We start from the raw sequence: 13797 nt of genomic DNA on the forward strand, positions 1-13797 counted from the left end.
TCTTGTGTTGGCGCGAGGCCTCAGCGAACAGGTCGAACTTCAGGGCGCTACGGGGAGTGATCATGGCAAAGGATGGAGCACGCGTTCTCGATCAACAAGGGACCGGATGGGTTTTGAGAGGTTCCCAGATGGCTGTTCTTCCGACGCCATGATCTGTAATGAAAAATCTGACGCATCGCCTATCCATGAGTCTCCAAATAATGCCTGGAAGGAAGTGAGGCACTGTGTCCCTCAAGCAGAGGAATGCGATGACGATTTCAGAAATGATCGATCCTAGCGCAACCATGACCATTGAGATCACGTCCCCGGCTGCTGTATCTAACGAAGGGGCTATCCCAGAGGGATCATCACGCTGCTCAATGCGGATGGGGCCAAAGTCCACGTGTGTCTGACATCAGGGAGCAGGCTCGCCAGCCGAGGCGAACGATTCCATTGCAAACGTAAGCAAAGCAGATTTCAAGATGAGGGGAGGGCGCACTTGCAAGCAGAGCGCATTGCTGAGACCGTCCGACTGCACTTGCGTCCGCGCGGCTCGCTGGAGAAGCAAACTTATCTCAGAAATGGGGTATGAGAGGACTAGCTCGCAGTGTTTGGCAAACCGTGTAGGTTCTAGTCCCTTTTCGCTGCTACGGCTGGTCGAGCGCACGCATGCCTGGATTGCAGGCTTTGGCAAATTGCGCATCCGTTTCGAGCGACAGCTGGACATCCATCTGGCCTTGCTCAAGCTAGCCTGCTCCATCATCTGCTTGCGCTTCGTCGAGAGGTTTTGTTAGCCACTCTTAAGACTCACCACACGCGTTTGGTGAGCCATTCGAGAACTCGCCTTCGTAGACGCACTAATATCTGCGCTGATGTCGAGCAACGAGCCTCCCGATGACAGTCCTAATCATGGCTGACATCGACCACCCGCGTGTACCCGGCGTCAGCTAAGCTGTGCGACCAGTGATTTGACGACTCGTAGAGTCACATTTTGATTCTGCGGGCCTCAACGTCTTTTCAGCTAGCGCTCAAGGGGCCGGCCGCTTGAAATCAACGGTTCTTTTCTCGTGTTACTCGACATGTATCGCAGATGCCCTATCTCGAGTGGTCGGCGGAAGAGTAAAGTAAGACAAAGCTGAAAAGCGAGGGCTGATAGGTATGCCCGCCCGAGTCGGGCCTAGCGCTCTACGGCTGCAGCAGAGGAAGGTGCCAAAGGTACTGACGGAAACGATGCCGTCGGTGCTGCAGCACCGGGCACTAGGCGCTCTATGACGGGAGTTGCTGAAGGTAGCGGCGCTGACGCGGACTTAAACGCAAAGCCGATACTAAGTGCGGCCAAGCTCGCGCAACCTACGGTGACCCGCACAAAGTTCACATCTAACTTGTGAATACGCGTTTCAAGATCATTATTCTTATCTTCCAAACGTTTAACTTCACTCGCTAGTGTTTTGCTGAGTTCGAAGAACGAATCGCTTCCTCCTGTCAAGTTGTTGATGGTTACCGACGGAATGGAAAGAGAGTCCGAGCCTTCCTTCCGCTTGTCTGAAACAGCATCCAGCGAGGTGTACCAAATCAGGAAGAGCTTCAATCCTTGATGGAGATGGATGGGTTGCGGGCCCGCGTTAAACACGGCAAAAACCAAGCGCCCGCGCCACCCCGGATCGACGTGAAATCCCGACACGTTGACCAAGCCCTTCATCTTAAAAGTAGCCTTTATGGAAATGAGTGCCATTGCATCAGCTGGCACTGAGACGATTTCCTCTGTCAATAGAAAGCCGAATTGACCCGGTGGAATTACGAAGGGTTGGTTGTCACCCAACAGCTGCTTGGTGTGTGTATTAGCCTCAGCGAGGTTGGGTGTGATATAGATTTCGCGGCCTATGCGCAACTGCAGCGCATTGCAATCCACTGATGCACTGTTCGGATCATTCAAGAGCTCTGCAAGTCTGCTCTCCAGCGTCTGACTGCTCCAAAAAGACATAGCCACACTCCCTCTTTAACGCAGGCAACCAGCTTTCGCTCAAACGATCAGTCGCCCGTTACCACGAACTGGGCCGTCCTTGGAGACCACGCGGGGCAATTGACAGGAACCAGTCCTTGACCGCAGCGACAAACTCAGGAGGAAAATCAGATCTATGCGAGCGTGCAGGAGGGTAGAGGGCGTCGCCGTACTGGCCGTCTTGCAGGTGCGCGGGAATAAGCACCGCCTGGTCGCCCCAGTAAACAAAGTCCCGCCCCAGCAAAACGGCATCTGCGCCGGTGTCTCGCGATAGGTTGTCGAGGTTGGGAACGCCGTTCTCGAAACTGTGATGGGAGTCCATCTGCACCCATTCACTCCCTTGGCGGTGGTAAATATTGTCGCCGTAGGCATGGCTGCGGCTGGCACGGAAATTCGGCTTGCGCGAAGCGAAGCGCGGGTCGGACCAGTACGCGTTGAAACTCATTTTCTCGTCGACGCGCATGGCAAAAATGATTCGGTTTGCCCGGTTCAATGCCGGACTGCCGCAGCCAATAACAATATCGCCAACGCGCGCGGCAGAACGAATTTGAGGCTTGCAAGTTGCGAGCGTGCACAAGTCCCCGAAGGGATTAGGCGCGAATCCAAAATCACGGACCAACTTATAGGAAAAAACTCGCATTACTGACCCCCCTCCACAATTCTCGCGAATCCCTCGCCGAAACTGCTATTGGCACTTGACCCGGGATGGACGCCTGGGCGGCTTCTCGGCACCGTCCGGACTCTCATGAAGGTCACCGGAGATGATCTCGGTCAGCAAATCGGGGTTATCGATCCGCACGACTGATTTCGCGAAGTCATCAAAAACATGAGGCACGGTGGCACCAACCGCACAGACCGCGACCAAACTCCCTGGCATCTTGGCAGCTTGGCCCGCCGCCGAGAGCAATTCGGGTGGCATGTCGGTGGCGGGGATAAGGAAGATTTTGAGGGCTGCACCTGTGAGGCAGGCGTTGATTTCGCGGGTGACTGGGCCAGTCCCGTCCTGCGCTGCAACAACATCGTCCAGCGCCGCTTCTCTTAAACAGATGTCGTAGCCCCGCGCCCGAAGCTGCCCTCCGAGTTCATCCGCCTGCACCCTCATGTCGGCAACGAACACCACGCACGCTTTTTCTTCCATAAAGCTCCTCTGAACTTAACGCTGGGAAATGGGCGCTCATCGGCAAGTTACTGTCTAGTTTCGCAGCCCGCTGGATTTTTGGTGACCGTTACGACACGTTCGCTTTGTACACCTGCAATTTCCTACCAACCTGAATAGCAAGCTGGCATGAAGGTGCGGAAGATCATAAGCCAGTTTAAAAAAGGATACAAATTTAACGATGATTAACGCTCGATACCTGCGAATGGCTCACGTCGGTCTGGGCACACACAGCCTCTTGTGAATAACCCACATGCCTTCACGCGCGCCGAAGCAGTTCTCCCAGCGTCCGAGCCTGTGATAGGTCATTGGAACTTACTGCCATTGTGTGTATTATGTGTAAATATTTGCGGACTTACACACCCTTAACACCTTGAATGTCCGTGGATCTGAACAGTTCAAACTTTCCCCGGCGCGGCGCGTTGTGAGTACCATGACGTGACACCGGCCTCATTGCTCGAGCCCTCCGCTTGGGAAGTGGGCTGGCGACATGCGCACGATCATTGCGAATGTAAAATCTTTCGCGAAGAATTGCTTGCGTGATGCGCCCGACTGACGCCGGAACATGATGCGCACTCTGAAAGGTAGTATCGGGCACCCCGTCTTGATGGTCAATAAGCCTTGCTCACTGGGTAAGCATTTCACCCGAACACCGCTCATGCCTCCTTCACGCTCCGTCCTACTCGATCCGTCGGGGAACAAGCGGTCAGCGCAGAACCTCGGTCAGGTTTTGAGTCTTCAAAGCTATTTTCAGTTTGCGAAGACCTCCGATCAGTTCCGCGACAAGCCTGCAGCCGCGCACTACCGTGAACTAAGCTTCGGCTTCTTTGGCGAGGTAGGCGGTCTGTTGTCTGCATTGAAGAAGGGTAGCCGTGATCAACTGACCGAGTCCAACCCAACGGTCGTCGCCGAAGAATTGGGCGACGCACTCTGGTACCTCGTCAATCTTTCTGCGCTATGCGATGTGTCCGTCGAGCAGTTGGGACGCGCAGCGCTGGCGTGGCTGAGGGAGTACTTCGCGGAGACAGTCAAAACGCCGCCGAAGATGACGTTTCGAGTATTCGACGGCATCACTTCGCTGCACCATGACAAGCTTGTTCGAAAGGGAGCGCAGTCGCTCAGGGCATTCGCGTGTAGCAGCGGAGAACTGTTGGCGCGCAGCTTTATAGAAATGCGAAAACTGCCTCCTGCCACGCGTGACCGGCAGCTGGGCGGATTGCTGGGGCAGATCGCGCTCGTAAGCGGCACCTACCGGCTGAGCTTCGGGACACTCGCCGCGCAGAACCTCTTCAAGATCGCCGACCGCTGGCCTGGCGCAAATCCCGTCGCGCACGTCCTGGAGCCCCGCGGAGAGGTCCACGAGCAGTTCCCAACAAAGATGACCATCACGTTCGTGGAACGCAAGATTGCTGGGCGCACTTTCGTGCTGCAGCAGATGCACACGCTCAACATCGGAGACCCGCTAACCGACAACAACCATCGTGCTGACGGCTACCGCTATCACGACGTGTTTCACCTCGCCTATGCGGCTCACCTGGGATGGTCCCCAGTGATGCGCGCATTGCTCAAGCTTAAGCGCAAATCAGATCCGAAAACCGACGAGAACGAGGATGGCGCGCGCGCCATCATCATCGAAGAAGGCATCGCCACTTGGATTTTCAATCACGCTAGACATCATCGCAACTATGCAGACGTGAAAGAAGGCCGCCTTGAGTACGCCTTGCTCAAGCAGGTGCGCAGCATGCTTTCGGACTTTGAGGTCGCCAACCTGCCACTGTGGCAGTGGGAGCGGGCCATCCTGAGCGGCTTTACGGTCTTTCGTCAGCTCCTGACCAACCGTGGCGGGGTGGTCGAGGCCGATCTGCTGCGCCATACTTTGACATACCTGTCTCCCGACCCGAGCAATCCTCCATGACTCCTGCTGTATTTGTTCGCGCGTTGTCCCAGATACGCCTACCGGACGTGTTCAACCCGTACTCCGACACATGCTCGATGCACGACCGTTCTGGTGCACCTGCTATGCGTCGACGTAACCTAACGACGCTGCTGAGCGCTGCGAGCCAATTGGGTATCGATACGATCTGGATGGGTAGGGACCTCGGGTACCGCGGCGGGCGCCGCACAGGCCTAGCGCTAACTGACGAGCGTCATCTGCCGGCGATGAGCCGCATCTATCCGGGGAGCGAGTCAACGAGATCCACCAAGGGACCGGAGGTCGCAGAGCGTACCGCTGCCGAAATATGGGCCTTGCTCGCACTACTAGACAAGCCACCTCTCCTATGGAATGTCTTTCCTTTTCATCCCCACGAAAAAGACGCTCCATTCACCAATCGCAAGTTCACCACGCGCGAGCTGCGAGAGGTTGACGAGCTCAACGCCGCACTGATCTCCTGGCTGGGCATTCGGCGGATTGTATCGATCGGGCAGGACGCGGCCAGCTATGCCGCCAAGTTCGGTGTGGAGGTGGCCAGCGTTCGACATCCAAGCTATGGCGGCGTCACAGAGTTTCGCGAAGGCATCAGCCAACTTCACGGGCTCAATGTACGCAAGCGATGCGCGGCGCTGGATCAGCCCGAGCTTTTCTAGGGCCTGTCATTAATCAGATCCGGGAGAGTGACGGGATTGTTGTCGCTCACGCCACCCACACCATGGATGCCGCCAGATGAATCGCCGCAGAAAGTTGCGAGCGGTCTTGTTGTAGCGCGTGGCAATAGCCCGGTACTGCTTCAAACGCGCAAAGAAGTTCTTGATCAGATGCAGAGCTTTGTAGAGGTCTCGGTCATGTTCGCGTGGCTGTTATTCGTCGCGCGTGAAGGAATGACAACGGCCTTACCCTTGTCCAGCAACGGTTTGATCAGGCGGGCGTGGGCATCGTAGGCCTTGTCGGCAAGGACGGTCTGCGCGGGGGTGTCCTTGGCCGTGGCTCCGGGCTGCCGTGCCTAGCCCGGCAGCAAGTCCTGAATGCGCTCCCACTGCCCGTCACTTAGGGAATATTTTTTAATCATTGCCTTCACTTGGCGCCGAGGACGCAACTTTCAAATACAGGGGGGATTGATTGATGACACGCCCTAGATTTGATCATCCGTGTCGAGCAGATGTCGGTGGCCTCATGATCCGTCTACCATCCTGAAGGATACGACCTTTCCGCTCTTTCGAGCAATGCGTTTGCCTATGGGTAAAAACAAGTCTATAATCAGGTCCATCCCAAAGCCCGGGATATGGTAAAATTGTTAGAAATCAAGCGGTTAGTGGCTAGGTTCTAGTTCCTTTTCCCGCTCCAATTTTCATGCTATGGACTTCCAGTGAAGTCCATAGCTTCTTGATGCAACAGTGGTTTCTGTCTGTGGAGCATCCAGTGAAGTCTGCTGAAATTCACCCCCATCCACGCATTTTTAGTACATAAATTAGTACTGAAAATTCGGGCGCTGGGTTGTCCGGTTTTCGGCTGTGCTGCTTCCATCGACGTCGGTACACCTCTCCTCATCCTGAAGGAGAGTTCGATGGCTTTGACAGATACTGCCGTGCGGCAGGCCAGGACCACTGGCAAGGACTACACCCTCAACGACGCGCACGGCTTGCTGCTCTTCGTGAGTGCCAAAGGCAAGAAGAAGTGGTGCTTCCGTTTCTCATGGCTGGGCCAGCAGCCTCGCATCGCTATCGGTCCGTACCCGGAGATCAGCCTCAAGGAGGCGAGAGCCCGCCGGGATGAACTCCGGGCGCAGCTCGCCAAAGGGGTCGATCCGCGTGTCCATCTTCGCCAAGCCGAACAAAAGGCGTTGGCGGCGCCGACCCATGCTTTCCAAGCCGTGTTCCAGTCGTGGCGGGATTTCAAGGCATTGAGCCTGAAAACCGGCCGCCAGAGCACACTGTCGCAGATCAATCGCATCTTCGACAAGGACGTGCTCCCTTGGCTTGGCACGGTGTCCATCTTTGACGTGACGCCGGCGCATCTGCTGGAAGTGTTGCGCAAGATCGAGCGCCGCCATGCGCTGACCACTGCGGAGAAGGTGCGCACCTGGTTCAACCAGATGTTCCGCTACGCGATGGTGGAGAAGGGCCTGCCTGCGAACCCTGCCAGCGATCTGGACATCGTGGCCGTGCCCAAGCCTCCGGTGAGCCATAACCCGTTCCTGCGCATGGAGGGACTGCCCACGTTCCTGCGGACCTTGCGCAAGTACCGTGCTTCAAGATCACACGGCAGGGCATTCAGTTGCTGTTCCTGACCGGCGTTCGAACGGGCGAGTTGCACTCGGCGGTCCCAGAGCAGTTCGATCTGGAATGAGGCCTTTGGACCATCCCTGCGGTGATCGTCAAACAATTGCAGTTGAAGATGCGCAAGGAAGGCAAGACCGTGCCTCACTAAGTGGTGCCGCTGTCGACCCAGGCCATTGCGATCGTCCGCGAACTGCTAGATGCCCAGGCGAGGCGGCCAGCGCAGCGATATCTGCTGCCCAATCGGGACGACCTCAAAAAGCCCATCAGCGAGAACACGCTCAATGGCGCGCTGCGTTGCATGGGCTACGAAGAGCAGCTGACTGGCCACGGCATCCGGGGCACGATCTCCACTGCTCTCAATGAGCTAGGCTACCGTGTGGAATGGATCGATGCGCAGCTGTCGCACGCCGATCCCAACCAGATCCGGGCCGCCTACAACCAACCATGCGGCCTACGTGGAGCAACGGCGCCTGATGATGCAGGACTGGGCCAATCGCCTGGATCGCTGGAAGGCGGGAGAGCAGGTTGAGGAAGCGGGTGCATCGCCGGTAGCACCAGAAAGCCTGGAAGTGATCGAGGCCTATCTGAAGGCGCTTGCCTCGGGGCAACTGCGGCCTAAAGACGATGCATTGCAAATGCTGGGACAACTGTTTGCGCAAACAGGTGATGTTGGGAATATGGCCGTGCGTGCGCGCTCATAAACAAACGAATGCGATGCAGTGGGCCGGTTCTCTGTCCGTTGTTTTCGCGTCGCCGCGATGGTTGCGTTGAGCCTGCTGGCGAACTCCGGAAAACGTGAATTTTCGGCTGGCCCACGTGGAAACGGAGTCACCCGGCAGTTTACCTATCACTGGGAAGGCCTATTGCTGCTTCACCAGTTCGACCCTGCGGTTTTGCGACCTGCCATCTTCGGTAGCGTTGTTGGCTACCGGATCGGCATCACCAAAACCGGCAGACGACAATCTCGCCGCATCAATTCCCTGTGCAGTAAGGGCGACGACGACAGCCTTGGCGCGGCCGTCTGAAAGCGTCTTGTTGTGCGCTGGATCGCCCGTGTTATCGGTGTAGCCATTAACGGCCAACTTCAGTGATGCATCCTGCTTGAGCAACTGCACGACCTGCTCTATCTGTGGCCGCGAGTCGGGGAGGATTTCGGTCTTGTCCGTGGCAAAGTTGACGTGCAACGCCACCTTGCCAGTCTTGTCGATCTGGGACTTCAGTTCGCTGGCCGGCAATAAGCCAGCGGTGACTTTCAGCGGCTTGGTTTCTGCGATGAGAAGTCCACCGCCGAACTGGTAGCTGCACAGATGAATCCAGATATTGCGATCAGCCCGTCGGACAACAAATACTTGCGTAGCGTTGTTCCAGATATCGCCCAAGCCACTGTTGTACTTGAGTGCTAAGTCGCGTGGCCATTCTTTGATTTTCTGTGTAGCTTCTTCCGGAATCTTGCCGTCAAAGATCTTCTTGCCTCCCAGCGAAGAAACGACCGATTCGATGTTGCGCTGGAGTTCCAAGTCCGAGAATGTCTGGCCCTCGGCGGCGCTGATGTGCGCCGACCATACCTGGCCTTCCACTGGCTCCAGGCGATCACCTGTCCAGAAGGGCACCTGATCGAAGCCGGTGACGTCCGGGGTGCTGCCAGTGACATATCCGCTGGGAAGTGCGATGTAGGGAAAGGCCCCCAGCGGTGCGCTCGACACAGGCAGGCTGGAGGGCTCGAACGCTTTACTGGCAGATGCTTTCGGAGGGGTGGAATCTTGAGTGCTGGCGGCGGCAGCCGCGGGTGGAGTTGCGTGAATATTTGGCGCCGTTTGGTCTTGCTTTTTGCATGCGCCGAGACCTAAGGAAATGGCTACAAACAACGTCGTTGCTACTGTTTTGTGCACAGAGATATTCCTTGCCAAGAGACAAAAAAATAGTGTAGCTGCCAGCCTCGCTGGTCATGTTGCGAAAAGATGCAGAAAACGACTGGTGTGACGAGTGGCGCACGGCGAAGCACGCTTTAGCGCTGGGCGACTCTGACATGGCGTATCTGATCTATGCGATCGCCGCAGCTGTGCATTAAGCCGTGCTCACCACCCGGCGAGACTCGGTGCGTAGTGCAGGCTTGGAGACGTTGTTCGTGGCCTTCGACGACCATCTCATTGCGGCTGCGGCACTCTCACGGCCACCGAGCAGGCGGTGCCAGGCGCGGTCAGCGTCAAGTCGGCCGGCAGTGTCTCGGGCGTTGCCTTCAGATAGGCGGTAAAGGTCAGGTAACGCGCGGGCGCGCGGACGCCACCTGGCGCGCTCAGCTTGCGCCAGCGGTGGGGCACACCCATGCCCACCACGGTGCCGTCGGGCGCGACGAGGCGCATCGATTGGGGCGAGGGACCTTCGCCCTCGGGCAGCAGCGCGCCGCTCAGCAATACGAAGCGCGGGTCCCCGGGCACGCGCTGCACCGAGTCCACGAAGGCCGTGCAGCGAGCGGGCGGCATCTCCAGTTGCGAGCCGAGGGCCGTTGCGGCGTCGGAGAGCGGGGGCTGGCCAAAGACCGAGAAACCGTGGGGCCTAGTCTTGGCCATGATGCGCTCGGCCAGGGCCCGGTCCCAGATCAGCATGCCGATACGCTGCTCATCATGCACGCCCATCGCCAGCGCGAGAGCTCCGGTCATGCGAAGGTGGGGACCATCGCTGCGTTTGGTTTGGCGGGCTTGCACCGACAACATCTGCACCAGTACCGCCACCAGCAGCAGCGTAACGCCGGCCCGGGCGAGGCCGCGCAGGGCCATGACGCGCGGCGCGTAGAGTATGCCAAGGGCCGCCCAGGCCATCATCGAGGGCGTGGTGTAGCGGCTCGTCAGCGAGCCATCCATGCCGATCTGCAGGCGGCCACTGGCGGTGACGAACGCGGTGCCCGCCACGAAACCGACGAAGGTGAGCAGCGACAGGTCCAGCGCGTGGGCCCGCGGGGCCTTTAGCGCAGGCACCAGCCGCGCCAGCGCCAACACAGCAAACAGCACGCCGAAGGCCTGGCTGATCCACACCGGCTCCATCCGCCGCGCCAAGTGCTGAAACGGGCTGCCCAGATATTGCAGTGTGTACTGCAACACCCCCAAGGGCCGGGTCTGAAGCATGGTCAGCAAGCCGGGGCGGTCTGCCGGCGCGACGAAGTCTGCCATGTAGACACCGATGCCCAGCGCAGCGAGCACCGCCAGTACCGTCACGCGGCGCCAGCCCATGCGCGCTACGGTGGCATAGAGCACCATCATCGGCAGGGCCATGATGCCGTTGGCCATGGTCCCGATGCTCAGCACGCCGAGTGTGCAGCCACCGATGAACCAGCGCAGGCCGTTCGGGGCCTGCGTGGCGCGGTACAGGCAGTACAGCCCGGCCAGCGGCAGCCACTGGGCCAAGAAGAACTGGCTCTGGAATGCCCAGGTGAGGTTCTCGTACTGCACCCACGACATCAACCAGACGGATAGCAGCACCACGGCCGACACCGACGTGGTGCGGGGCATCTGCCCCATGTGCGCTTTCAGGAAAGCCCAAAACGTGGCGATGCTGCCTACCACCAGTAGGTAGTTGGCCCCGATCAGGAAAGCCTGCGTACCGCCGAACCAGCGGTACTCCATCCAGAACAGCGCCTTGGCCAGCACGATGCGGTGTTCGTTGAAAAGCTTCCACCAGGCTTGCCAGCCGGCGCCGTCGCGTACATCGGCGTAAAAATCCAGCGCGCCCCACATGTCCCAGTTCGGTACGGGCGTAAAGGTGCGCCAGGCTGCTGCGGCCGTCGCCAGTGCGAAAAGCGTTGCATAGAGCGAAAAAGCCACCGCCGCCCAGAGGCGGCGGCGTTCAGGAGTCAATGGCATGGTTCAGATGTCAATCTTGTGCAAAAGAGCGCATGGCAGGTTGCGGATCACGGCTGTGATAAGCACCTGTTTCGCAGGCGGTGGCTCGTTTCGAGCCAGTTATGGTCGCGCGCAGTTGCGATCGCTGGTGGTCAGTTGCGCGATGCCATCGGCGTCGGCGGTCACCGCGGCGGTCCACATGTCGCCGGGCGCGAGCAGCACATGCACGCTCAACAAGCTGTCGCCGTTGTTGGCCCCGCGAAAGCGGACCTTCAGGACCTTACGTTTTCGACTTCAATATTGGCGGGTCCGATGCCGGAGATCACTCCGCGCGTGCTGCGCCGGACATGGACAGTGCGCAGAGCAGGACCGATATGGCGTTGAAGATGGGATGGCGTTTCATGGGTTTTTCGGAATTTCTGAAGGCTAGGACGTGCGGTCACAGCGCGATTTCGAGACATGAAAGGCAAATTCGCGACTCGTCCCCACGCCAGCTTGCACGTTCGGCGTACGAGACACCACGCATCAAAAGATGGTGGCGAGAAAGGTCCGCCCCCGTAAAGAAAGTCTCAATGGACCCTGTGCACTGCATCGCCTTCGTAACGTGTGGGAGCACAGGTTATAGGGGCCGCAAGGCTTCGTTGCATACCCAACGGTGGTAGGGGGTTTGTAACCCGATGTATTGAGCTGGTGGTTGTCGGGCTCGCTGCCTGCCCGGCGGAGCACGTCGCTTTGGTGAACGAATGACGTCCCTTGAGTTAGTCTGTTGAGCGTGCAAGCAAGGTAAAGCGCCCAGAGGAGTGGCCACTTCCCGTTAGTGATCTCACTTCGCCTCGTGACGACCTGCGTCAAAAACCCAACGTCGGAGAAGAGCTGTTTTGCTGTCTCGATTCTTGGACGGATGGCGTCTGCCGCATCGGCGTGACCGCCTCCAGATCCAGATCACGCCGGCTGTTTTAGCCGATCTGAGGAATGGCCCGATGACATCCGTCGCGCTTGTAAAAAGTCCCGCATTGCGCCGCAGCCAGCAGGGCTGAACTGCGGCAAGACGGTCGGGCGTTACACAAGCTGGCCGAGCTTCCTAACGGGTCGCAGGACCGCTCGATGTACTCGAAGACATCAGTCCTGATTGGTTCCATGCTCCGGCAGAATGATGGTGTCTTTCTCACTCCATACCTGTGGCGGAGAGCACGATGCTGAGCGAGGTGGCCATGGCCTTGACCATCGGGCCCTTCTCGACGTCTTCCCATTCGTCCAGCGAATGGGTCCGGCCGTTCCTGCCGATGCCGCCACGGCCGATGGTCAGCGCTGGAATACCCAGGTTCATCGGCATATTGGAATCCGTCGAACTCCAGTTCAAGTCCGGCGTGTATCCACCGGCCTCGATGGCTGCCTTGGCAATCTGCACGATATCGGCCTTCATGTCGGTATTGCCGGCAGGGCGGTCGCCGATGAGCTTGGCCTCCACCGTGATCTTGGCGTTTTTAGTGGACCGGGCAAAGTTCTCGCCATCGGCGGCTTCTTGCACGATCTTCAGCATGCGGTCTTCCACACGCTTGAGTTCGTCTACCGATTCCGAGCGCATGTCGATTTCCATCCAACTGCTCACCGGAATCGAGTTGACGGAGGTACCGCCACCGATCAAGCCGATGCTGTAAGTGGTCTTGGGCTTGGCCGGTACCTGGATGCGAGCGAACTCCACTGCCGCTTGAGCCTGGGCGAACATCGGATTGACAGTGCCGAAGGCACCGAAACTGTGGCCGCCGGGACCGCTGAAGGTGATGCGGTAGCGCTTGGAACCCACGCCGCCGTGGGTCACCCGGTTGACGTCGCCCGACTCCACCGAGAAGAAGGACTTGATCTTGTCCTTGTAGCTGCCCTTGGTAAACAGATATCGCACACCGCGCAGGTCTCCAGGACCTTCCTCGCCGACGGTGCCCACGAACAGGATGTCGTCGCAGGTGCTGATGCCGGCCGTCTTCATGGCGCGTACGAAGCCCAGCAGCACCGACAGGCTCATGGTGTCGTCTCCGATTCCGGGGGCATACAGCTTGGTGCCTTGGCGCTTTACCTTGACGTCGGTGCCGGCGGGGAAGACGGTATCCAGGTGGGCGGACACGACCACCACTTTGCCGTCGCTTCGGGTGCCCTTGCGCAAGCCCAGCACGTTGCCTTCTGGGTCGATCTGTACATCGCTCAGGCCGGAAGCCTTGAGCATCTTGGCGAACTCTTCTGCACGGGCTTTTTCACCGAACGGCGGCGCGGGGATTTCGGTCGGTTTGATACCGTCTTCGACAATACGCCCGTGCTCCTTGTCGAGCGCGGCAGTGGCGCTTTGGTAGATCGGGCTGGCCAGCACACGCCGTACCTCCGCTGCGGGATCCGCAGTCTGGGCATGAGCCGCGCCGACCACCAAGGTGGCATAGGACAAGGCGATGGAGAGAGCAGGGAGCAGGAATGTCGAGGAGGTCGGTTTCATCGGGTTTCGATCACAACGTTGATAATTTGAAAATTAGCCGCCGCATTGAGCGCTTTGCTTGGCACCTTAAAGAGGGCCGAGCAGCACAAACCGGCCAGCCAGACTCGTTCACCCCCTGCATGGGCAGCGTGCTTGC

General features: G+C 58.5%; 8 protein-coding genes and 3 pseudogenes. 4 read left to right on the forward strand and 7 right to left on the reverse strand.

Annotated features, from left to right (window positions below; genetic code table 11):
* Positions 1–632 precede the first annotated feature (632 nt).
* Positions 633–773 (forward strand): annotated as a pseudogene (locus tag AVAK2825_RS12765) (IS5/IS1182 family transposase); the annotation flags it as partial.
* A gap of 383 nt (positions 774–1156) precedes the next feature.
* Here the strand turns inward: AVAK2825_RS12765 and AVAK2825_RS12770 are convergent.
* Genes AVAK2825_RS12770 through AVAK2825_RS12780 form a run of 3 tightly spaced genes read right to left on the reverse strand, consistent with a single transcriptional unit; the run spans position 1157 to position 3116 of the window.
* A complete protein-coding gene (locus AVAK2825_RS12770) occupies positions 1157–1960 on the reverse strand; it encodes a dCTP deaminase domain-containing protein (protein ID WP_284399052.1) in 804 nt (267 codons plus the stop codon).
* 58 nt (positions 1961–2018) lie between these two features.
* The gene (locus AVAK2825_RS12775) at positions 2019–2618 is read right to left on the reverse strand and encodes an Nmad2 family putative nucleotide modification protein (RefSeq protein WP_284399054.1); all 600 of its coding nucleotides are present in this window, start codon (positions 2616–2618) and stop codon (positions 2019–2021) included.
* Positions 2619–2663: 45 nt separating this feature from the next.
* Positions 2664–3116 carry a hypothetical protein gene (locus AVAK2825_RS12780; RefSeq protein WP_284399057.1) on the reverse strand — a complete coding sequence of 151 codons (453 nt, stop codon included), beginning with the start codon at positions 3114–3116 and terminating at the stop codon, positions 2664–2666.
* A 583-nt stretch (positions 3117–3699) separates the two neighbouring features.
* Between AVAK2825_RS12780 and AVAK2825_RS12785 the strand changes: the two genes are divergently transcribed.
* Positions 3700–5049, forward strand: a complete 1350-nt coding sequence (locus AVAK2825_RS12785; protein ID WP_284399059.1) for a MazG C-terminal domain-containing protein — start codon at positions 3700–3702, stop codon at positions 5047–5049.
* The gene (locus AVAK2825_RS12790; protein WP_284399063.1) at positions 5046–5720 is read left to right on the forward strand and encodes a uracil-DNA glycosylase; all 675 of its coding nucleotides are present in this window, start codon (positions 5046–5048) and stop codon (positions 5718–5720) included. Before AVAK2825_RS12785 ends, AVAK2825_RS12790 begins: the two co-directional genes overlap by 4 nt.
* Positions 5721–5729: 9 nt before the next feature.
* Here the strand turns inward: AVAK2825_RS12790 and AVAK2825_RS24865 are convergent.
* Positions 5730–5915, reverse strand: a pseudogene (locus AVAK2825_RS24865) (hypothetical protein); the annotation flags it as partial.
* A 719-nt stretch (positions 5916–6634) separates the two neighbouring features.
* On the opposite strand from AVAK2825_RS24865, the pseudogene AVAK2825_RS12795 reads away from it, so the two are divergent.
* A pseudogene (locus tag AVAK2825_RS12795) lies at positions 6635–7891 on the forward strand (tyrosine-type recombinase/integrase); the annotation flags it as partial.
* A gap of 318 nt (positions 7892–8209) precedes the next feature.
* Here AVAK2825_RS12795 and AVAK2825_RS12800 read toward each other — a convergent pair.
* From AVAK2825_RS12800 to AVAK2825_RS12815, 3 genes are all read right to left on the reverse strand, one after another.
* Positions 8210–9238 (reverse strand): OmpA family protein, encoded by a 1029-nt coding sequence (locus AVAK2825_RS12800; RefSeq protein WP_284399065.1) that lies wholly within the window; start codon positions 9236–9238, stop codon positions 8210–8212.
* A 255-nt stretch (positions 9239–9493) separates the two neighbouring features.
* Positions 9494–11203 carry a hypothetical protein gene (locus AVAK2825_RS12805; RefSeq protein ID WP_284399067.1) on the reverse strand — a complete coding sequence of 570 codons (1710 nt, stop codon included), beginning with the start codon at positions 11201–11203 and terminating at the stop codon, positions 9494–9496.
* Positions 11204–12347: 1144 nt separating this feature from the next.
* A complete protein-coding gene (locus tag AVAK2825_RS12815) occupies positions 12348–13661 on the reverse strand; it encodes a M20/M25/M40 family metallo-hydrolase (protein WP_284399071.1) in 1314 nt (437 codons plus the stop codon).
* Between the last annotated feature and the right edge of the window lie 136 nt (positions 13662–13797).

It is taken from the genome of Acidovorax sp. SUPP2825 (genome assembly GCF_030158995.1).
GTDB lineage: Bacteria > Pseudomonadota > Gammaproteobacteria > Burkholderiales > Burkholderiaceae_C > Paracidovorax.